Here is a 20,312-nt window from a genome sequence, read left to right on the forward strand (position 1 = left end):
GCTTTCTTACTGTCGGGCAGCCCCGGATTCAAACGGGGCTGCTTGATCCATAAATGTCATACACGGAGTGAGTCATGCCAGGGAAAGACCTGTTGCTTAACAGCATCGAGACGCTGAAAGAAAGCTTGATGCTGGGGCACAAGCAATCGCAAAAGTACCCTTCGACGGTTATTGGAAATGAACGGGAACTGATCATTGAAAGCCTGTTGGCCCGGGTTCTGCCGCAGAACATTCGCTATGGCTCTGGCGTCATCATGGACTGCTACGGCCAAACCACCGGCCAGGTGGATATCGTCCTTGAGTGCGAGCAAAGCTTCAGCCTGCCGATTACCTCCGGCAAGCAACGGCTGTACTTTGCCGATACCGTGGCGGCGGCCATCGAAGTGAAGTCCGACCTGCGGGTCCAGAAGGTCCAGGCGTTCGAACAGAGCCACGCCGTCCAGCGGCTGCAACGGAAAAAGTCGCAAGAAAAATTCATTTTCAGAAGTGAATACCTTGTTCCTTCCTACATCATTGCTTTCAAAGGACCGAACGAAGACACCATTGCCAAATGGCTATTCGAAGAGTGCAGAGAGAAAGGCCAGCATTACCCCACCGGAATCCTCTGCCTGGAACCCGCTTACTTTTTCAGCTTCGAACCCTCTGGAAACTTCGAAGCATCCGGGGACAGCGCGGTTTTCGCCTTTCTTTGCAGCCTCTCCAATTGGCTTTCCTTCAATAGAGACAGCCGCTTCGACATCAAGAGCTACGTCTCGCTCCTGGATGAAGCCGAGAGTGACTGACGAGCTCCGACGGTCCCCGCAAGCACTGTGAAAAACAAAAGGCGAGCTGCAGCTCGCCTTTTTCATCAGCCAAACACAGGTTGCTTCGGCCAAAAAAGCGACATCACTGTGATATCATCGCCCCCTCTCCGGCCAGGGTCCGCACGACCCCACCCACCCCGGAAGACCCCATAAAAGAAGGCGCCACGATGCGCCTCCCGCCTGTCTTGCCTGCAAGAACCGACGACGCCCCGGAGCCTTTCCGAGCGCGCGCCGCTTTGCTGCGAACCTGCCGGATGCCGCGCAGGTTGTGCCTTTTGCCGCCACAAGGAACACAGTCATGCTTTTACGATCGATGAACATTTCCCGCCGTGCAGGCCTCAGTTTTGCCCTGATCGCGTTGCTCGCGGTTGCGCTCGGGGCGTTCTCCCTGCTGGAAATGCGGCGCATGAACGAGCAGTCGCTCGAGGTCGACAGGAACTGGCTGCCCTCGATCGTCGCGGCCAATGCCGTGGCCCTGACCAGTACCCAGATCCGTACCCTGACCCTGCGCCTGCTGGTCGTACGCGACAGAACCGAAGTCGAGGCCCTGCTGGACCGGGTCAAGCAGCTCGACGAGCAACTGTCGGCCCAGCAACTGGCCTACGAAAAACTCAGTATCGACCCCGAGGAAAAGACGGCGTACGCGCGCTACCTGGGGGTCAGGGCGCTGTACCTCAAGGACCAGCAGCGCGTCCTCGACCTGGCGCGCCAGGGGCGCAAGGACGAGGCGATCGCCATCGTCGACGGCGGGCCGTTCCTGACCAATGCCGACGCCATGCTCAAGGAGCTGCTGAGCGTGGTCGAGGTGAACACCCACGGCGGCGAAGCAGCGGCCGCGCGCAGCAACGAAGTGTTCCAGAGCGCGGTCGGGCTGGTGTTGGCGATCCTGGCCATCGTGCTGGTGCTGACCGTCGGCCTGGCCATCGTGCTCACCCGCAGCATCGTGCGGCCGCTGAGCCAGGCCGTGGCAGTCGCCGAAACCATCGCCAGCGGCGACCTGTGCCATGCCATCAGCGTGACCGGCAACGACGAACCGGCGCGCCTGCTGCACGCCCTGCAACGCATGCAGAACAGCCTGCGCAGCACCCTGCAGAAGATCGCCGATTCCTCCAGCCAGCTGGCGTCGGCCGCCGAGGAACTGCATGCGGTGACCGAGGACTCCAGCAAGACCCTGCACCAGCAGAGCAACGAGCTGGAGCAGGCCGCCACCGCGGTCAACGAAATGACCGCGGCGGTGGAAGAAGTGGCGCGCAACGCCGTCAGCACCTCCGAGGCGTCCCGGGAAACCGACGCCACCGCCCACCACGGCCGGCAACAGGTGCAGCACACCGTCGACTCCATCGGCGAGCTGGCTGACGAGGTGACCCGCACCTGCGGGCAGGTCGAGCACCTGGCGGTGGATGTGCGCAATATCGGTCAGGTCCTGGAGGTGATCCGCTCGATCGCCGAACAGACCAACCTGCTGGCCCTCAACGCGGCCATCGAGGCCGCCCGGGCCGGCGATGCCGGACGCGGTTTCGCCGTGGTCGCCGATGAGGTGCGGGCCCTCGCCCATCGCACCCAGCAGTCGACCCAGGAAATCGAAAGCATGATCAACACCATCGAAGAAGGCACCGAAGGCGCGGTCAGCGCCATGCGCCACAGCAACGAACGCGCCCACCTGACCCTGGAAGCCGCCCGCGCTTCGGGCCTGGCTCTGGACCAGATCACCCAGGCCATCACCTCGATCAACGAACGCAACATGGTGATCGCCAGCGCCAGCGAAGAGCAGGCCCAGGTCGCCCGCGAGGTGGACCGCAACCTGGTGAACATCCGCGACCTGGCGACCCAGACCTCGGCCGGAGCCAACCAGAGCAACGCCGCCAGCCAGGACCTGTCGCGCCTGGCGGTGGAACTCAACGGCCTGGTAACCCAGTTCAAGGTCTGACGGCCAACGGGCTCCCGCGCCTTGCCGCGCGGGGCCTTCAGTAGGCGTATTGAGCAATCACCTTGCGCACCCTTTCCAGCGCCACCCGCAGCTGATCCATATCGACCGAGCCCAGGGCCAGACGGATCGCGTGGGGCACCGGCGCGGCGCTGACAAAGGGCGCGGCGGTGGACACCGAGACATTCTCCCGCAGCAAGGCCATGGCCACCTGATCGGCACGCACCTCCTCGGGCAGCGGCAGCCAGAGAAAATAGGACGCCGGATGCCCGATGTACGCCAGGCCGGCCAGCACCTCCCTGGCCAGCGTCTGCCGGGCTTGCGCGTCCTGGCGTTTCTCGGTTTCCAGGCGCGCCACGGTGCCGTCGTCGATCCAGTTGCAGACCAACGCCGTCATCACCCCGGGGGTGTTCCAGGTGGTCGCGCGGATCACCCGTTCGATCAGCGGCACCCAGGCCGGCGGCGCGACGACAAAACCGACCCGCAGCCCGGTGGCGACATTCTTGGAAAAGCCCGACACATACACCGTCAGTTCCGGCGCCAGGGCCGCCAGCGGCGCGGGCGGATCCTCGGCGAGAAAGGCATAGGCGGCGTCCTCGATAATCAGCAGGCGATGCTGCCGGGCGATGTGCACCAGACGCTCGCGCCACGCCAGGTCCAGCACCCAGCCCATGGGGTTGTGCAGGGTCGGCATGGCATACACCGCCCGCACCCGCCGACTGCGGCACAACTGCTCGAAAGCCTGCAGGTCGGGGCCGTGCTCGGTCAGGGCAATCGACACCAGCTCCACGCCGTGGGCGTCGGCCACCACCTTGAACCCCGGGTAGGTCAGGGCATCGGTGGCGACCACATCGCCGGGCTTGAGCAGCGCCATGACCGTGGTCGCCAGGCCATGCTGGGCGCCGCTGACGATCGACACCTGCTCGGCGTCTACCCGCAACCCGCAAGAGACCAGATACCGCGCCACCGCGGCCCGCTCGTGGCTGCGGCCACTGTGGGGCTGGTAGCGCAGCAGCGCCTCCAGGTCACCGGCGGCCGCCAGTTGGCGCAGGCCGCCGCGCAACACTTCGGCCTGCCCGGGCAACGCCGGATAGTTGAAATTCAGATCCAGGGTGCCCGCCGCCGTGGCCTGCTGGTCGATACCCTGGCCCGGCGGCAATGCGGTCTCGCGGACAAAGGTGCCGCGCCCGGTTTCGCCACTGATCAGGCCCATGGCCTCCAGCTCGGCATACACCCGCGAGGCGGTCACCAGGGCCAGCCCTTCCCTGGCGGCCAGCTCGCGGTGCGTCGGCAGACGGGCGCCGGGCGGCAGTGCGCCGCCACGGATATCGGCGGCAAAAGCATCGACCAGTTGTTTGTAGCGGGCACGGGCCATAGCGGAATGTATCCATGACAATATTTTGATTGTATTGCTTAGCGCTCCTAGGATGGGGCCTGAGCAGCCCAGGCGCAATCTCGCCCTGCAGCGCGGCGCTTACCCTTGAACAGAGCTGAGCCCCTGAATGGAACGGACATCCCCCCTGCCACACCCCACCACGCAAAAGGCCGCGAACGGCTGGCTCAACGGTTTTATCGGCGTGCTGATTTTCAGCGGCTCGCTGCCGGCCACCCGGGTCGCCGTGCTGGAATTCGACCCGCTGTTCCTGACCATGGCCCGCGCCAGCATCGCCGGGGTCCTGGCCTTGTGCCTGTTGCTGCTGTTCAAGGAAAAACGCCCGAACAGAAACCAGCTGTGGCCCTTGGCGATAGTCGCCCTGGGCGTGGTGGTGGGCTTTCCGCTGCTGACCGCGCTGGCCCTGCAGTACGTGACCTCGGCCCACTCCATCGTCTTTCTCGGCTTGCTGCCACTGGCCACCGCGGTGTTCGGCGTGCTGCGCGGCGGCGAGCGGCCGCGGCCGGTGTTCTGGCTGTTCTCGGTGCTGGGCAGCCTGCTGGTGGTGGGGTTTGCCCTGTCCCAGGGGCTGAGCGCCGCGCCGGCCGGAGACATCCTGATGCTGCTGGCGATCCTGGTCTGCGGCCTGGGTTACGCGGAAGGCGCCAAGCTCTCCCGTACCCTGGGCGGCTGGCAGGTGATTTCCTGGGCTTTGGTGCTGGCGCTGCCGGTCATGGCGCTGCTGAGCCTGTTGCGTGCCCCGCCGTCGTTTAGCGGAATTACCCTGCCCGCCTGGCTGAGCCTGGGGTACGTCGCGCTGTTCAGCATGCTGATCGGCTTTGTCTTCTGGTATCGCGGGCTGGCCCAGGGTGGGATCGCCGCCGTCGGCCAGTTGCAATTGCTGCAACCATTCTTTGGCCTGGCCCTGGCGGCCACCCTGCTGCATGAACAGGTCAGCCTGGGCATGCTGGGAGTGACCGTGGCGGTGATTTTGTGCGTGGCCGGGGCGAGGAAGTTTTCCAAATAGCAGTTCGGCCGCCTCGGCGAGACGGGGCTGGCCTGAGGTTTTCCCCTCAGACCGGAGAGATGGTCGCCAGCAGACCGATCGCGATGGTCAGCGCCAAGAATCCAAACAAGAAAATAGCCATCTTCGCCATAAAGGCCTCCTGAACAATTAGGTTTTCGCCAACGCGAAAAGCAGAACGCAGCCTCAGGCTCCAGCCGGCGGGCCGGTGCGCCTGAGGGGTGCGTTATTGTCAGGCCAGATCTGATCCCGATACAGACGCAGGTGACGAAGAAAAATACGGATCAGATGGCCGCGGACGCTGTCGGCCCATGGACCAAAGGTCCGGGTACATGAGGCAAAGCCGACATGCCTCGACCCAGGATCGCCGGCGCCCACGCCAGCATGGCAGCCCGGGCAACCGGCAATTCCGTGTGCCTTCCCGGGTTATTTGCGCGCCAGCTTGTAGCGTACGCAATCGTCGTAAAAACTCTGCCGCACCGTCGCCGGCTTGGCCCGCGAGGGGCTGTCGTAGGTCTGTTCGGTAATGCCCAGGGCCAGCATGCGCATCCAGCCCTTGCTGAACTTGTAGGTCTGCAGCTTCTGCCGCGCGGCATACAGCGAAACGCCCGACAGTTTCAGTTCCTGCGCCCGCGCCGCCGTCCCCGCGCCCCAACTGCACACATACCGGTCATTGGCCGGCAACTCCTTGCCCTCGGCCGCGACAGCCACGCTGACCAAGGCGAACGAGGTCAGCGTCATCCACACATTGCGCATTTTTCGATCTACCTAACCACCTGAAATTAAAGTGATTTTGGCGGTGATTGAGTGAGCGCGGGGCCAGCATCGGGCCTTATTGGAGAAGGCAATGTGCCTCTCTTTTACTGGCCACTTGTTCACTACGGGCGCCAGGCTCGGCAACAGCCGCCGGTCCAGGTTCCTGGCGCAGGGTTTCTCGCCACCTCCGGGCAGAAAATTACCCCTGCAAGCGTCCGGCTGGTATTGTGCGGCCCTGTCAAAACACGCCGCATGACTTGAGGAAATGGACGTTGAGCACTGAAGAAAAACTGACCGGGGATCTGTTCGAAGTCGACAAGCGCCTGGGGCTCAAGCCCGTGGTGGACTTCAACACCTATCTGCGCACGGCCTTCGGCGACGGCAAATGCACCTGCGGTCGTTGTGTCGCCAGCGCGGGCGTCGAGAGCGGTTATGCCTACCAGCACAGCTTCGATTTCGACGGTAAAGTCACCCACCGCCGCTTCGCTACCACCGCCGGCAGCGACGTGCTGCTGGTGCTGAAGAAGGCCTGGCTGTCCTACACCAAGGCCGAGCTGGAAACCAGCGGCAACCTGGCGCTGGACACCGTCAAGGAATTCGTCGAGCCGCAACTGCACCAACGCCTGCTGCCGCTGTTGCTGGCCAGCGGGCTGGTCAAGGACGTCGACGGCGACCTGCAGATACAGGCACAGGCAGCCTGAGGCTTTCCTTCTCCAACAATAAAAAAGGTAAGACACATGCACCCACTCTCCCTGCAAGACAGCACCGCGCCGGACGGCGTTTGTTTTGGCTGCGGCAGCCGCAACCCCCATGGCCTGCACATCAAGAGCCACTGGCATGAGGATGGGGTGCATGTGATGGCCGAGCACCTGCCGGACAGCCAATACTGCGGCTGGCCCGAGCTGGTGTACGGCGGCCTGATCGCCATGCTGGTGGACTGCCACTCGAACTGGACCGCCATGGCCTACCACTACCGCGCCGAAAAACGCGCCCTGGACAGCCAGCCGCGGATCAACTGCGTGACCGGCAACCTCGGCATCAAATTCATCAAGCCCACACCGATGGGCGTGCCCCTGACCTTGCGCGCCAAGGTCGAAGGCGAAGTCGGGCGCAAGAGCCGGGTGATCTGCGAGGTCTACGCCGGCGATGTGCTGACGGCGATTGGCGACTCGATCTTCGTGCGGGTCGATACCGAGCAACTGGCCGCGGCGGCCCATGGGCAGGAAGCCTGAGCCGGATCAGGCTCGCTCACGATCTTGAAACCTTTGGGAACCACGATCTGAAGCAGGTAAAACCAGCTTACAAGGGGGACGCCTAGTTCTTGCTCGCGATGGCGGTTAACGATAACGCGTGTCGAGTGGATGAACGCGGCGCTCTCAAGTCCATCGCGAGCAAGCTCGCTCCTACACCAGCCCCCACTCTCGTCCTTAACGGATCGGCATTAGCCAGAATCGTCCTGCTTGTCAGCCCGTAAAAGTAAAGATTTGCCCTTCAAACCTTTCAGATTCCTCCCGCAGTAATGCCTGTCCATAGCCAATAGGGTTGATGCCATCCCGCCTCCGGCTGGAAAACCGCACTGGATGGACAGGCAGAACCCTCGATGGCGCGCAACAGACTCCTCCCGATCAAGAATCCCCCTTCCGGCGACGGGCACCACGTCACCTATCGAGACATGACCCCCAGCGAACAGGCGGAACAAGAGGCCAGGCAACACGCCTATGAGCGCATGCTGGCCCGCCAACAAACCCATGCGGACAGCCTCGCCAGCCCACCCCGCAAGCAACAGGCGATGGCCGGCTGCACCTTCACCAAATCCTGCAAGCTGCCCGACGGGGTCATGGACTACCTCAGCCCATCCGGGGCGATTCCCACCGACGCCATCAAGGACTATGGCGAGCTTGTCTTACTGGGGGGCCGTGGCGCGGACGCGACGGGGAATATCCCGCTCAAGAAAATCAGCGGCGCCCTTCCCGCCGCGCTGGGCAGCCTTGCGCTGGGTGGCGAGGCCGTGGCGTCCGCCGGGGTCGGCGGCGTGGTCGCGGGTGCCCTGGCTGGCATGGTGGCCATGCTCTGGCCTTCGAGCCTGGGCGATAGCGCCTTGTACACGCCCGAGCAACTCGACGCGCTGAAAGAAGGCCGCACCCGCGTCCGCCTGCATCTCGAACAACGGCCCGACGGCACGCTCAAGGGCTATGGCTACAACACGCAAAAGCAGCGTGGCTGGGAAATGGTCCCGGTGGTGCACTTTGCTGCCGAAGGCCAGCAACAGGTGGCCGACTTCGGCGACGGCGTCACCCTGATCTGGACGCCCGCGGAGGACCCGTCCAGCACCTCCGGCATCCCCCCACTGGAGGCCGCGCCCCAAGCGCCGCACATCTGGATCTTTCCGCCCACCGAACAGGCGGACACCCTCATCGTCAACCCGATCTACCCACCGGAGTACAAGGACTTCATCCTGGTGTTCCCGCCGGGGTCCGGGGTTCGGCCGCTCTATATCGTGTTAAATCTGCCCAGAGGCCAGAACTATCATCCCAAACCCCAAAATCTCCCCGCTTTCCCTGGCCTCAAATGGTCAAAGCCTAAAACCCCCAAAAAAGGTGGCGGCTTGCGTGATCGATGGAAAGACAAAGACGGTACGATCTACGAATGGGACTCCCAACACGGCAGGCTGGAGAAGTACAACAAACGCGGCAAACACTTAGGCGAGTTCGACCCAATAACCGGCCAGCAAACCAAACCAGCGGATAAAACCAGAGTGATTGAGCCATGAAGTACAACCTGAAATTCGAGATACACGGCGCACCTACAAATAGTGACGACGCTGTATTCGAGACAAAACTACCGACTCTCACTACAGAAATGCTGATGCCGATTATGGGTTGGCAGAGCGAAGCAGACGCCGTACATAGCTACCTCCTCACCCGAGAGCAAGCCAGTGCCATAGAACGCCTTACAGCCATCCCACTCCCCAAAGATCTGGAGCTGTACATCAGCTGCCACTGCTGACCGACTCTATATGGTCGGCCTGGCACGCCCCTCATGAAGGAAAAACCATGTCCATTCTGGATATTGGCCTTGAGTTTTTACTCAAAGAAGCGTGACCACTCAGAGCCAGTAAGGCGGCACGGCTCATGAAATAGATGATTTACAAATCCCCAAAAAAACACATAGCCAACCCCCGGTAACCATCATGGAGAAAAGCATTCCCGACTACACAGAAGCTGAGTTCATTCGCTTCATGCAGGAAATATTCACTGCAAATGGGAACGGCACTTCCGATGAAGTGCTGGATGACCTTCTGGACGAGTTCAGGCGGCTTACCGAGCATCCAGACGGCTCCGACCTGATCTACTGGAGGATGAAGCGCAATGCACCCCAGAAGGTATAACCAACACCGTTAAAGAGTGGCGCAAGACTAATGGCTTGCCAGAATTCAAGTCGTGATGGCGTTTAGTGATGAGATTTACGACTGAGATGACCAAGCTCCCGGGCTCTCTACCTGAGTACACCGAAAGCGATTTTCTTAAACTGCTCGACGAAATATGCAATGCGGTGGGCACCGAGAAATATCAGGATCAGTTGCTAGAGCACTTTATTAAAATAACTGGCAATCCCGCCGCATCTGACTGGATTTACTATCCCGAGAATGGCGAAGACGATTCGCCAAAGGGAATCTTGAAAACCGTCAAAGACTGGCGCTCGGCCAACGGTTTTCCGGGTTTCAAAGAACCCTAAATCAATGGCCTTGAAGCGCCATTCCAATAAACCCACCAAAGCTGAATCAAGGACGATATGAATTTTTTCAGCCGTATCGCAGGTCTTTTTGACCGCCCCCCCAAGGAGCAAATTGCGGGCTATTCCCTGTCAGAACTCCGAGCGGTTTTCACCGAGCCCCTTAAACACACCACTCCTGCCCTACCCCTTCCACTGCGCGCGGTTTCTCTGGAAGGCACAGGCGTACCGGCTTATTACGGGGCCTTGCTGATCGATGGAAGCGACAGGGATTCTTTCCAGGCCCTTATCGAATCCAGCTTCACCCTGGCCGACGAGCGCAGCTTCAACGACCTCCCCGTCAGGCAGTATGAAAACCTCCAAAACCACCAGCACCTGATCTGTTTTATATCCACCCGGGAATTCAACGCCGTCACGGTACGCCTGGTAACCAACAGCACTGACTTTCTCGAAGCCATTCAGCGCCAGCGTTTCGCCGTTCCGCCGCCCTGGGTAGCCTTCGAGGGTTACGACCCTGCATGGTGGGGAACGCAGTTGCAAGGTGCCCAGGGTTACTACAACGACCAGTACTTCCTGCCGTTTTTTACCGGCTTGGGCGAGACCGAGAAGCAGGCCTATTTCGCTCGCTACACTGCCAGCCAAGCGTGGGCCGCCAGCCTGATGTCAATCGGTGATGAGTGAGAGGAGCTGATGCCGCAGGCCGCGACCACCTCCCCCAACCACCTGGCCCGCTTGCCGAAAAGCGCAAGACTTCGCGCTGAAAAACCGGATAATGGCCGCCATTTCGTTTTGCTCGTTATTCGGTGTGCCCCATGGAAATCAAGGTCAACTTTCTCGACAACCTCCGACTTGAAGCCAAGTTCGATGACTTCACGGTGGTGGCCGATCAACCCATCCGCTACAAGGGCGATGGCTCGGCACCGGGTCCGTTCGACTATTTCCTGGCGTCATCGGCGTTGTGCGCGGCGTACTTCGTGAAGTTGTACTGCGACACCCGCAATATCCCCACCGATAACATTCGCCTGTCGCAGAACAACATTGTCGATCCGGAAAACCGCTACAACCAGATCTTCAAGATCCAGGTCGAGTTGCCGGCGGATATCTCCGACAAGGACCGCCAGGGCATCCTGCGCTCCATCGACCGTTGCACGGTCAAGAAAGTGGTACAGGCCGGGCCTGAGTTTGTGATCGAGGAGGTGGAAAACCTCGACGCCGATGCCCAGGCCCTGTTGATGCCGAGCGCCGAGGCGCACACCACCTACATCGCCGGCAAGGATCTGCCGCTGGAACAGACCATCGCCAACATGTCCGGCATCCTGGCCGGCCTGGGCATGAAGATCGAGATCGCTTCGTGGCGCAATATCGTGCCCAACGTGTGGTCGCTGCATATCCGCGACGCGCAGTCGCCGATGTGCTTCACCAACGGCAAGGGCGCGACCAAGGAAGGTGCCCTGGCCTCGGCCCTGGGCGAGTTCATCGAGCGCCTGAACTGCAATTTCTTCTACAACGATCAGTTCTGGGGCGAGGAGATCGCCAACGCGCCATTCGTGCATTACCCGGACGAGCGCTGGTTCCAGCCAGGCCCCAACGACGAGCTGCCGAGCGAAATCCTCGATGCGTACTGCCGGAAGGTCTACAACCGCGAAGGCGAGCTGCGCGGTTCGCACCTGTTCGACACCAACTCCGGCAATGAAGAGCGCGGCATTGTTTCGCTGCCGTTCGTGCGCCAGTCGGACGGCGAAGTGGTGTACTTCCCGTCGAACCTGATCGAAAACCTCTACCTCAGTAACGGTATGAGCGCCGGCAACACCCTGGCTGAAGCCCAGGTGCAGTGCCTGTCGGAGATCTTCGAACGCGCCGTCAAACGCGAAATCATCGAAGGCGAATTCGCCCTGCCGGATGTACCGGCAGAAGTCTTGGCCAAATACCCGGGGATTCTCGCCGGCATCCAGGGCCTGGAAGCCCAGGGCTTTCCGGTACTGGTCAAGGATGCGTCGCTGGGCGGTGAGTTCCCGGTGATGTGCGTGACCCTGATGAACCCGCGTACCGGCGGGGTGTTCGCCTCGTTCGGCGCGCACCCAAGCATGGAAGTGGCGCTGGAACGCAGCCTCACCGAGCTGCTGCAAGGCCGCAGTTTCGAGGGCTTGAACGATTTGCCGCCGCCGACGTTCGAAGGTCAGGCGGTCACCGAGCCGAACAACTTCGTCGAGCACTTCATCGACTCCAGCGGCGTGGTGTCGTGGCGTTTCTTCAGCGCCCAGTCGGATTACCAATTCGTCGAGTGGGACTTCTCCGGCCAGGGTGAAGACTCCAACACCCAGGAAGCCGCGACCTTGTTCGGCATTCTCGAAGGCATGGGCAAGGAGTCCTACATGGCCGTGTACGAGCACCTGGGCGCCACCGCCTGCCGCATCCTGGTGCCGGACTACTCGGAAATCTACCCGGTGGAAGACCTGATCTGGGACAACACCAACAAGGCGCTGTTCTTCCGCGAGGATATCCTCAACCTGCACAGCCTCAACGAGGAAGAATTGCAGGCGTTGCTCGAGCGCCTGATAGAAAGCGAACTGGACGACTACACCGATATCACCACCCTGATCGGCATCGAGTTCGACGACAACACCGCCTGGGGCCAACTGACCATCCTGGAGTTGAAACTGCTGATCTTCCTGGCCTTGCAACAATATGAAGAAGCCAAGGAGTGCGTGGAGATGTTCCTGCAGTACAACGACAACACCGCCGAGCGTGGCCTGTTTTACCAGGCGATGAATGCGGTGCTGGAGATGGAACTCGACGAAGATCTGGACCTGGCGGATTACGAAGCCAATTTCCGCCGCATGTTCGGCAACGAGCGGATGGATGCGGTGATTGGCTCGGTGAATGGCGATGTGCGCTTCTATGGCTTGACACCGACCAGCATGAAGCTGGAAGGGATCGACCGCCACCTGCGCCTGATCGACAGCTACAAGAAGCTGCACGCGGCGCGGGCCAAGGTCGCGGCACTTTCCAGCTGATGGCCAGGCCGGGGAACAGCGCCCGCCGTTGAATCGACAGGCGCTGGCCCCACAGGCATAGGAAATGGCCCGGGCGATCAGCGGGCCAACCCGCCGGCCCCACGCCGCTGCCGGCTCGAACCAGCTACTTTTCAGCGACCTTCCAACCCCTTCCCTGCTAACCCCCGGCGACACCTTCCTCCCCCGGCGCCGTATTGCCGGCAATGGCAGCCCCGAGGAAGTACAGCATCCCGCCCGCGACGATAAACAGCATCAGCATGTAGAAGATGTATTGGGGCGGCTGCACCGCCAAGACCGCCCCGCACAATACCGGCCCCAATGCAGCGCCCAGGTTGTTCAGGTTCTGCGCCCCGTAATACATGCCCCGCAGATGGCTGGGGGCGATGTTGTCGATGAACATATATTCGGCGGGAAACACGATAATCTCGCCGAGCGTGAAAATGACCATGGCGCCGACCCAGAACACCAGGGTGGTCGACAGGGCGAAGCCCGCCAGCCCCAGGACAAACATAACCAGCCCGCCGGCGAGCCACAGGCTCAAGTGTTCCTGGGAGATCTTCCTGCCGATGAGGTATTGCAGGCTGATCACCGTCAGGGCATTGGTCGCCACGATGCTGCTGATAATCCGGTAGGCGGTTTCGGCTGTGGTAGTCACCACCAGGTACTGCGAGAGATAGGCGCTGAACTGGCCGAAGACCACGGCGCTGAGCAGCCCGCCCAGGGTAAAGCACACCAGCCGGCGATCGCTCAGCAACAGCTTGCCCACGGCCAGGAACGGCGCGCGGGGCTGGCTTGGCTCAACGCCCGCCAAGCCCCTGTCGCCCCACACGAAGTAGATAAACAAGAACCCTGCGCCCAGCCCCGCGGACAACAGAAAAGGCAGGCTGATATCCAGCCCGGCCAGCCCCGCGCCGAGAAAGGGGCCGACGGCATAACCGATATTGGTCAGCGTGTATTTGATCGAAAACACCTCGCCCCGGCCAGCGACGGGGAGCAGGCTGCCAAAGCCCGATTTCACGGCGATATCGATGACCGCGTAGGCCAGGTTGATCGACACCAGGCACAGGTAGAACAACCAGAGATCGCGCGCGACAAAGGTGCCGAGGAAACCCGCGGTGAACACGCCACTGCAGATCAGGATCAGCCTGTAGCTGGACATCCGGTCCACCAGGAACCCGCCATACAGGCTCAACAGCGAGCCAATGATCAGCGTGCTGCCGATGACCAGGCCGACATCGGCGATGCTCAAGTGGAAGTGGCCCGATAAATAAATGACCAGATAAGGCAGGGTGATCGCGCGGGCGAGGGTCAGGATCAGGGACGCTGAAAGCAGCAGGTTTACCGTGGTCGGATAGTTTCTTAGCGTGGCCAGCATCCTTGCCTCATCGTGATCGCCATTATTTTTGTCGGGTTCGCGCTGTGGCAATCGCAGGAAAGCCGGCGCGGATCAAGCATACTGCTGAACCCGATTCTCATTGCTGATGGTTTTTACCGGGTGTGTGGAGTCAGATTCACGAATAAGGAATGTCTATGTTTTCCTCCGAACGCTTGAAGGGCATCGATGTATTTGTCTGCGTGGCCGAATCTGGCAGCTTCACCGCCGCCGCCGAGAAAATGCACCTGACAGGCTCCGCCGTCAGTAAAAGCATCGCGCGCCTGGAGGGCCGGCTGGGCACTCGCCTGCTGCATCGGACCACGCGACGCGTGGCGTTGACCGACGCGGGAATGACCTTCTATCGCACCTGCACCGGCGTGCTGGCCGACCTGGAAGACGCCGAGCTTGCACTGAAGGCCGAAGCCAGCGAGGTCTGCGGCAGCGTTCGCATCGACCTGCCAGGGGCTTTCGGTCGCGCCCAGGTGCTGCCGATCCTCCTGCGCCTTGCCCAGGATCATCCGGCGCTGACGCCGCATATTTCCTTCTCCGACGGTTTCGTCGACCCGTTCAAGGAAGGCGTGGACATCGTTGTGCGTATTGGCGGCGCGGATGCCTGGCCCGATACGCTGGGGCAGCGTTGCCTGGCCCGCGAGCGACACCTCTTCTGTGCCTCCCCCGCCTACCTGGCCAGGCAGGGCGTGCCGTTGACCGAAAGCGATCTGCAACAGCATCAGTGCATCGCCTATGGCTGGGTAGATGGAAGAATCAATCCCTGGAACTTCACCGACGATCAGGGCGCCACGACGCGCCGGCAGGTCGCCGCCCAGCTCGTGGTGGGCAATGGCGAAGGCATCGTGTTGGCGGCCATGGCCGGTTGCGGTATCGCACAGTTGCCGTCCTGGCTCGTCCAGCGGCAGCTGGACGAAGGAACCTTGGTGGAGGTGCTCGCCCATCGGGCAAGCGAGGGGATGCCGATCAACCTGGCCTGGGTCAAAAGTCGTGAAACGCTGCCCAAAGTCAGGGTCCTGCTGGAGGCCCTGGTCACAGGGCTGACGCCGATAGACGACGGCGACCTGGCCGCCAGCCCTGCCCGGTGACAGACAAGGATCGGCCAGCGCCTGCCGCCGGCCGATAGCCCCCGCCCTGCCCTCAGAACTTCGTCAGCACCCCCACCCGCAGCGTCCGCCCCGGCGCCGGCATGAAGCTCTGCGCCAGCGGGTCCAGGTAGTAGCGATCGGTCAGGTTCTGCAGCGAAACGTTGAGGTGGGTGTGCTCCTTCAACTTGTAGTTGAGGAACAGATCGAACAGCGCCACCTCGCGGTAGACCAGCTGCGGCGTGGTCGCACCGGTCTGCCAGTTCTCGTCGGCCTTGACCGTCGGCCCCGAGCTGTAGGTGGCGCGCCCGCCGACGGTCAGGGACTGGTCAAAAAAGCGCAGGCCCGAGGTCAGGTTCGCCGAGAACCGTGGCGGGTTCTGGGTGTTGGAGTACGAGCCCATGAAGCTGCCCGGCGTACAGTCCGGCGTATTGCTCAAGTCCCGATAGCGATTGCTGCTGGCCCGCAGCCGTGCGGCGAAGGCCGAGTCGCAGGTTTCGGTCTTCAGGTAGTAGGTGGACGAAAAGTCCGCGAACACCCGACCCGCGTCGTAGTGCGATTGCAGCTCCAGGCCGCTGGTCTTGTAGCTGTCGGTATTGCTGAAGCGCATCTGCCCCATCAGGCCCGGGCTCGGGTCGTAGTAGCGGGTGATGTAGTGCTTGATGCTGTTGTTGAAGTAGGCCAGCTTGATCGCCGCCGAGTCGTTGTCCAGCAGCAGGCCCTTGTGCATCGTGCTGGCGCCGATTTCCCAACTGCTGGAGCGCTCGGGCTTCAGGCCTTTGCCCGGCGTGGTCTGCAACACGCCCTGGCTGGTTTCGAACAGCGAGGGCATGCGCAGGCCCTGGGTGTAGGACGCATAGACGAAGGTGTCTGGCAGCACTTCGACATTGATGCCGAAGGCCGGTGCAAAGGCGCCGCCGCTGTTGCTCTGCTTGCCGGAATAGTCATAACCGCTGACCACCTCGCCCACCTGCGACGGATAGACCGTCGAGTCGGTCGCGCCGAAGTCGTTGTAGCGAATGCCCTCGAACGGATAGTTGGTGTTGTTGAAGACAATGCCGTTGTTCAGGCGCGGGTCGGTGGCGTCGGTGTACTGCCCGTTCTGGTCCGGGAACCACATCATGTTGCCGTAGCTGTGCGCGTTGGAGACGCTGAGGTAGCGCAAGTCGCGTTCTTCCCGACGCGCCGTCGCATGGGCGACGTGGTCCTGGGTGCGGTAGTAGGTATAACGGCCGCCGCCCCACAGGGTCAGGCTGTCGACCGGCTGGTATTCCAGCTTGCCATTCAGGCTGAACTCCTGCCGCGCCCCTTCGCGCAGCATGCGGTTGGCATTGATGTCGTGCTGGGTGGTGACCACGTTTTTTTGCGGGCGCAAGTCCTCGACCTGGAACGAGCCGCCCAGGTCCAGCTTGAAATCGCCATAGTCGCTCTGCAAATGCGAGGTGTTGGCCAGGTCGCCGCCGATGCGGCGATCGGCCTGGCGGCTCCAGCTGCGGTCCGAGCGATAGGCTTGCGAAGCCGGGGCCGCCACCGAGGTCAGCTGGCTGGTTTGCGCGTCGGTCATCCACAGGCTGGCCGTCAGGTCCACCAGCGGATTGCCGTCCGGCAGGTAGTGGTAGCGCGCGGTGTAGGTGTCGATCTTGGTATGGCCCAGCGGGTACTGGTAGATGCCGCCGGTGCCGAAACGGAAAATGTCCGACGGCATGATTTCGCCGATACGCCCGTCGTAGCGGCGGTAACCCAGGTCGAAGGTGTGGCCGTCCGCCGGGCGCAGGGTGGTCTTGAGCAAGAAGGACTCAGTCTCCGAAGAGGAGTTCAGCACCTCCTCGCCGGCGTTATAGGTGGTGGCCACACTCGTCTCTTCGTCGCCGTAACGGTCATAGGTGCGATAGCGGTCCTGGCCCTTCTTGCCGGCGAAATAGTTGCCCTGGTTGCGGTGGGCGTAGGCCGCCACCACGTCGAAAAACTCATGGCTATAGGCGAACGCGGCACTGCCGGACTCGGCCTTCGAACCAAACAGTCCACCACGGCTGCGATGCGGCTCCGAGAACAGCTCCTCGGTCATCGAATGGCTATCACGCGAGGCGGGAGCGACGCCGTTGTTCCACAGGTCGCCCTTCAAGCGCAGGCCGATGTTCTTGCCGTCCTGCAGGATGTCCTCGACGCCGAGGGTGCGCATCTTCACCGTGCCGCCGATGGCGCTGGAGGTCAGGCTCGGGCCCTTGTCGATGGCGATGTCGCTGATCAGGTCCGGGTCGATGTAGCTGCGTTGCTGGGTGCCGGCATACCCGCGATAGACATCCAACGCCTGTTGCGAGCCATCGACCGTCACCGCCACCCGGCTCTGGCCCTGGATGCCGCGGATGTTCACATCCAGGCCGCCGCCGTTGCGGCTGTCGCCGACCTGCACCCCAGGCTGGCCCTTGAGCATGTCGCCGACCGAGATCACGCCAAAGCGCTGCATGTCCTCGCCGGAGATGTACACCGAGGAGCGCGGCGCCGAATACACCTCCTTCTGCTCCAGGTCTTCGCCGACGACTTTCTGCGACGGCAGCACCATATCCCCGCCCGCCCGATACAACTCGAAGCTGCCGTCAACCTGGCGCTGATAGCCCAGGCCGGTTCCCGCCAGCAACCGCGCCAGGCCCGCCTCGGTGCTGAAATCGCCTTGCAGGCCCTGGCTGCGCTTGCCTTCTGTCAGCGTGGCGCTGCCCGCCATATTGATCCCCGCCTGCACGCCGAAACGCGACAGCGCCTGGTCCAGCGGACCGGCGTCGATGCTGTAGTGCTGGCGCTCGCCAGCCGCGAACACGGCCGCGCCGCACAGCGGTTGCAGGCTGAGGAAAAGCAGGCCAAAGGTGCGGGCACACAAGGCTCGGGCGGGGAAAATCATGCAAGGCTCCTAGGGGTTGGCACCCACCTGTCCCGGTGGGTCATACCTGAAGGCCAAGCCAGATCGAAAAAACTGCGCCCCGGGGAAAAAATATTTTCAGGCTGGCACCACAGTCACCCAGTAACGGGTTCGTCGCTCGATGCGCACCGGCAGCGTATTGGCCACCAGCGCCAGCGCGGCATCGGTGTCGTCCAGCTGGAAACTGCCGGTCACGCGCAAGGCCGCGACCGCTTCGCTGCAACGCAAAAAGCCCGGGCGATAACGCGAGAGTTCAGCCAGCAACTGGTCCAGGCGCATGCGTTCGGCCGGCAAGATGCCACGCAGCCAGGCCTGGGCCATAAACGGATCAACGCGGCTCGGTGCCGCGACGCCCTGGCTGTCGATCCGGGTTTGCCAACCAGCCTGCAGCGGCACCGGTAGCCAATGGCGCCGCGCACTGACCTGCGCCAGGCCGCGCAGCACCGTGACCTGGGTGCCCTGGCGGTCGTGGCGCACCAGCAGATTGGCGCCGCGGCCGTACAGCACCGCGTCCGGGGTCAGCAGTTGCAGCGACGCCGATTCCGCCGGCGTATCCAGCGCCAGCTCGCCCTCGACCAACTGCACACTGCGCCGCTGTGCGGTCAGCTCCAGGTTCACGGCGCTGGCGGTGTTCAGCCACAGCGAGCCACCGTCCGCCAGGGCCCAGCGCCGACGCTCGCCGATACTCGTGCGGTAAGTCGCCAGGGCCGAACGCACCAGGGTGGAATCCGCGCCTTGCCAGGCCACCCCGCCGAACAGTCCCAGGGCGAGCAGGCACTTGAGCACCTGCCGACGCCGCTGCGGATCGGCCCCGGCCGACTCCAGTGCCCGCCGCGCCGTGGCATCGGCCAACAGATTGGCCCCGGGCTGCAGCATCAGCGGCAAGCTGCTGACCCGCTGCCAGGCGTATTCATGCTCGGCGCTCGCCTGCCGCCACTGCTGCAAGGCCTGATGCTCGACATCACTCATCAACCCGGACTGCGCGCGGACCATCCAGTCGATGGCGCTATCGCGCACCCGCGGATCAACCACGGCGCCACTCATTCAAAACGGCTCGCGTAACAGACACTGAACGCCTTGCCCATGGCCCGCTGCACCTGGGCCACGCTCAGGTTCAACCGCGCGGCGATCTGCGGGTAGGTCAAGCCGTCGAGCTGGGACAAGAAGAAAATCTGCCGCACCCGCGACGACAGCCCCACCAACAGCGAATCCAGCTGCAACAGGGTTTCGATCATCACGTGCCGCTCTTCCGGCGAAGGCTCCTCGGCCACCGGCCGCGCCGCCAGCGCTTCCAGGTAAGCCCGCTCGATCGCCTGGCGCCGCCAGCGGTTGATCAGCAAGCCATTGGCAATGGTCGCGAGAAACGCCATGGGCTGGCGCAGCTCGCGCACATCCTCCTGCGAGCGCATCACCCGGACAAAGGTGTCGTGGGCCAGGTCCTCGGCATCGGCACTGTGCCCCAACCGCCGATGCAACCAGCCGCGAAGCCAGCCGTGATGGTTCGCATACAACCGGGCGACGGGCGAGGCAAAGCTGTCGTCGTGCATGTCAGATCCGCATTAATGATAATGCTTCTCATTTTAGAGTTTGGCGACAGGCGTTGTACAGCACCGAGGAAATGGCTCGGGTTTTAGCAGAGCCCTGAAATGCCCTCGGCATAGCACATTTGCCCTATATGCCCCCCTCCAACGCCATGCTGAAATAAATCCCCCTATTGAGTCAGATTTAACAGGGGCCGGCCGTGCCAGATTCCCTGACTCCACGTTTTCTGACGTGCCCCGTTGAGGATCGCTGATAACCAGGGCGAAACACTATTAAGGAAGATATGCCATGAACAAAAACTACCTCTTTGCCCCCGCGTTACTGCTTCTGGCGGGTACCTTGGCCGGTTGCTCGACCAATCCCAATGTCTTGCAAATACACAAAGTCACCGCGGAAACGATCGGCCTGGCCTCCACCGATGAACTCACCATGGGCCCCGTCACCAAAGGCAAGGAAGACTTCCTCGGCGGCTCGGAACTGACCTTCAAAGCCACCACCGCCAAGGGCCGCGTCTTCAACTGCTCGACCTTCATGACCCCGGGGATCCTGCTCGATCCGCCGAAGTATTCGCGGCTTACTTGTACTAACTGAGCGGGTGGCAGCGGCTTGAAGCAAAAGGCCCCGACTTGTCGGGGCCTTTTTGTTTTAGTCGGCAAGAGAAATAACAGTTATCCGATTCAGTCGAACAACTGTTCCTAGCGTCGGTTTCATACAAGTCTGATACAGTCGACCCCGGCAAATTTGTTGACCGGGAGTCAAGCATGG

Annotated in this window: 18 protein-coding genes and 1 pseudogene; 13 read left to right on the plus strand and 6 right to left on the minus strand. The window is 62.2% G+C overall.

Annotation, left to right across the window (positions count from 1 at the left end; translation table 11 throughout):
• The first annotated feature begins 74 nt into the window (after positions 1-74).
• Both BM019_RS12770 and BM019_RS12775 read left to right on the plus strand, forming a co-directional pair.
• Entirely contained in the window at positions 75-782 is a 708-nt protein-coding gene (locus tag BM019_RS12770; protein ID WP_092418463.1) for a DUF6602 domain-containing protein, read from the plus strand.
• Between the two features lie 319 nt (positions 783-1,101).
• A complete protein-coding gene (locus BM019_RS12775) occupies positions 1,102-2,730 on the plus strand; it encodes a methyl-accepting chemotaxis protein (protein ID WP_092418464.1) in 1,629 nt (542 codons plus the stop codon).
• 37 nt (positions 2,731-2,767) lie between these two features.
• Here BM019_RS12775 and BM019_RS12780 read toward each other — a convergent pair whose 3' ends face one another.
• Complete coding sequence (locus BM019_RS12780; protein WP_092418465.1) at positions 2,768-4,102, minus strand: aminotransferase-like domain-containing protein; 1,335 nt, start codon at positions 4,100-4,102, stop codon at positions 2,768-2,770.
• Positions 4,103-4,229: 127 nt separating this feature from the next.
• On the opposite strand from BM019_RS12780, the gene BM019_RS12785 reads away from it, so the two are divergent.
• Positions 4,230-5,126, plus strand: coding sequence for a DMT family transporter (locus BM019_RS12785; RefSeq protein ID WP_092418466.1), 897 nt, complete (start codon positions 4,230-4,232; stop codon positions 5,124-5,126).
• 423 nt (positions 5,127-5,549) lie between these two features.
• Here BM019_RS12785 and BM019_RS12790 read toward each other — a convergent pair whose 3' ends face one another.
• The gene (locus tag BM019_RS12790) at positions 5,550-5,879 is read right to left on the minus strand and encodes a hypothetical protein (protein ID WP_007924875.1); all 330 of its coding nucleotides are present in this window, start codon (positions 5,877-5,879) and stop codon (positions 5,550-5,552) included.
• Positions 5,880-6,151: 272 nt separating this feature from the next.
• On the opposite strand from BM019_RS12790, the gene BM019_RS12795 reads away from it, so the two are divergent.
• The 8 genes and pseudogenes from BM019_RS12795 to BM019_RS12830 all read left to right on the plus strand — a co-directional run bounded on the left by BM019_RS12795 (position 6,152) and on the right by BM019_RS12830 (position 12,625).
• Positions 6,152-6,580 carry a hypothetical protein gene (locus tag BM019_RS12795; protein ID WP_085530455.1) on the plus strand — a complete coding sequence of 143 codons (429 nt, stop codon included), beginning with the start codon at positions 6,152-6,154 and terminating at the stop codon, positions 6,578-6,580.
• A 36-nt stretch (positions 6,581-6,616) separates the two neighbouring features.
• Positions 6,617-7,111: a PaaI family thioesterase gene (locus tag BM019_RS12800; RefSeq protein WP_092418467.1), complete on the plus strand. Its 495-nt coding sequence runs from the start codon at positions 6,617-6,619 to the stop codon at positions 7,109-7,111.
• A gap of 368 nt (positions 7,112-7,479) precedes the next feature.
• Positions 7,480-8,649 carry a colicin E3/pyocin S6 family cytotoxin gene (locus tag BM019_RS12805; RefSeq protein ID WP_092418468.1) on the plus strand — a complete coding sequence of 390 codons (1,170 nt, stop codon included), beginning with the start codon at positions 7,480-7,482 and terminating at the stop codon, positions 8,647-8,649.
• A complete protein-coding gene (locus BM019_RS12810; RefSeq protein ID WP_053260569.1) occupies positions 8,646-8,885 on the plus strand; it encodes a pyocin S6 family toxin immunity protein in 240 nt (79 codons plus the stop codon). Before BM019_RS12805 ends, BM019_RS12810 begins: the two co-directional genes overlap by 4 nt.
• A gap of 184 nt (positions 8,886-9,069) precedes the next feature.
• Positions 9,070-9,323, plus strand: a pseudogene (locus BM019_RS12815) (bacteriocin immunity protein).
• A gap of 30 nt (positions 9,324-9,353) precedes the next feature.
• The gene (locus tag BM019_RS12820) at positions 9,354-9,614 is read left to right on the plus strand and encodes a bacteriocin immunity protein (protein ID WP_092418581.1); all 261 of its coding nucleotides are present in this window, start codon (positions 9,354-9,356) and stop codon (positions 9,612-9,614) included.
• A gap of 57 nt (positions 9,615-9,671) precedes the next feature.
• Positions 9,672-10,292, plus strand: a complete 621-nt coding sequence (locus BM019_RS12825; RefSeq protein WP_085530451.1) for a hypothetical protein — start codon at positions 9,672-9,674, stop codon at positions 10,290-10,292.
• Between the two features lie 131 nt (positions 10,293-10,423).
• On the plus strand, positions 10,424-12,625 hold the full coding sequence (locus BM019_RS12830) for an OsmC domain/YcaO domain-containing protein (protein WP_092418469.1): 2,202 nt from the start codon (positions 10,424-10,426) through the stop codon (positions 12,623-12,625).
• 157 nt (positions 12,626-12,782) lie between these two features.
• On the opposite strand, the gene BM019_RS12835 is transcribed toward BM019_RS12830, so the two are convergent.
• On the minus strand, positions 12,783-14,000 hold the full coding sequence (locus BM019_RS12835; RefSeq protein ID WP_092418470.1) for an MFS transporter: 1,218 nt from the start codon (positions 13,998-14,000) through the stop codon (positions 12,783-12,785).
• Between the two features lie 155 nt (positions 14,001-14,155).
• Here BM019_RS12835 and BM019_RS12840 point away from each other — a divergent pair, with 155 nt between their 5' ends.
• A complete protein-coding gene (locus tag BM019_RS12840; protein ID WP_092418471.1) occupies positions 14,156-15,097 on the plus strand; it encodes a LysR family transcriptional regulator in 942 nt (313 codons plus the stop codon).
• Positions 15,098-15,149: 52 nt separating this feature from the next.
• Here BM019_RS12840 and BM019_RS12845 read toward each other — a convergent pair whose 3' ends face one another.
• From BM019_RS12845 to BM019_RS12855, 3 genes are all read right to left on the minus strand, one after another.
• Entirely contained in the window at positions 15,150-17,987 is a 2,838-nt protein-coding gene (locus BM019_RS12845; RefSeq protein ID WP_092418472.1) for a TonB-dependent receptor, read from the minus strand.
• A 96-nt stretch (positions 17,988-18,083) separates the two neighbouring features.
• On the minus strand, positions 18,084-19,049 hold the full coding sequence (locus tag BM019_RS12850; protein ID WP_092418473.1) for a FecR domain-containing protein: 966 nt from the start codon (positions 19,047-19,049) through the stop codon (positions 18,084-18,086).
• Positions 19,046-19,552: a sigma-70 family RNA polymerase sigma factor gene (locus BM019_RS12855; protein WP_009043211.1), complete on the minus strand. Its 507-nt coding sequence runs from the start codon at positions 19,550-19,552 to the stop codon at positions 19,046-19,048. The genes BM019_RS12850 and BM019_RS12855 overlap by 4 nt, the downstream gene beginning before the upstream one ends.
• A 283-nt stretch (positions 19,553-19,835) precedes the next feature.
• On the opposite strand from BM019_RS12855, the gene BM019_RS12860 reads away from it, so the two are divergent.
• Positions 19,836-20,138: a hypothetical protein gene (locus tag BM019_RS12860; protein ID WP_009043210.1), complete on the plus strand. Its 303-nt coding sequence runs from the start codon at positions 19,836-19,838 to the stop codon at positions 20,136-20,138.
• The last annotated feature ends 174 nt before the right edge of the window (positions 20,139-20,312 follow it).

Source organism: Pseudomonas sp. NFPP07 (assembly GCF_900115645.1).
Lineage (GTDB): Bacteria > Pseudomonadota > Gammaproteobacteria > Pseudomonadales > Pseudomonadaceae > Aquipseudomonas > Aquipseudomonas chlororaphis.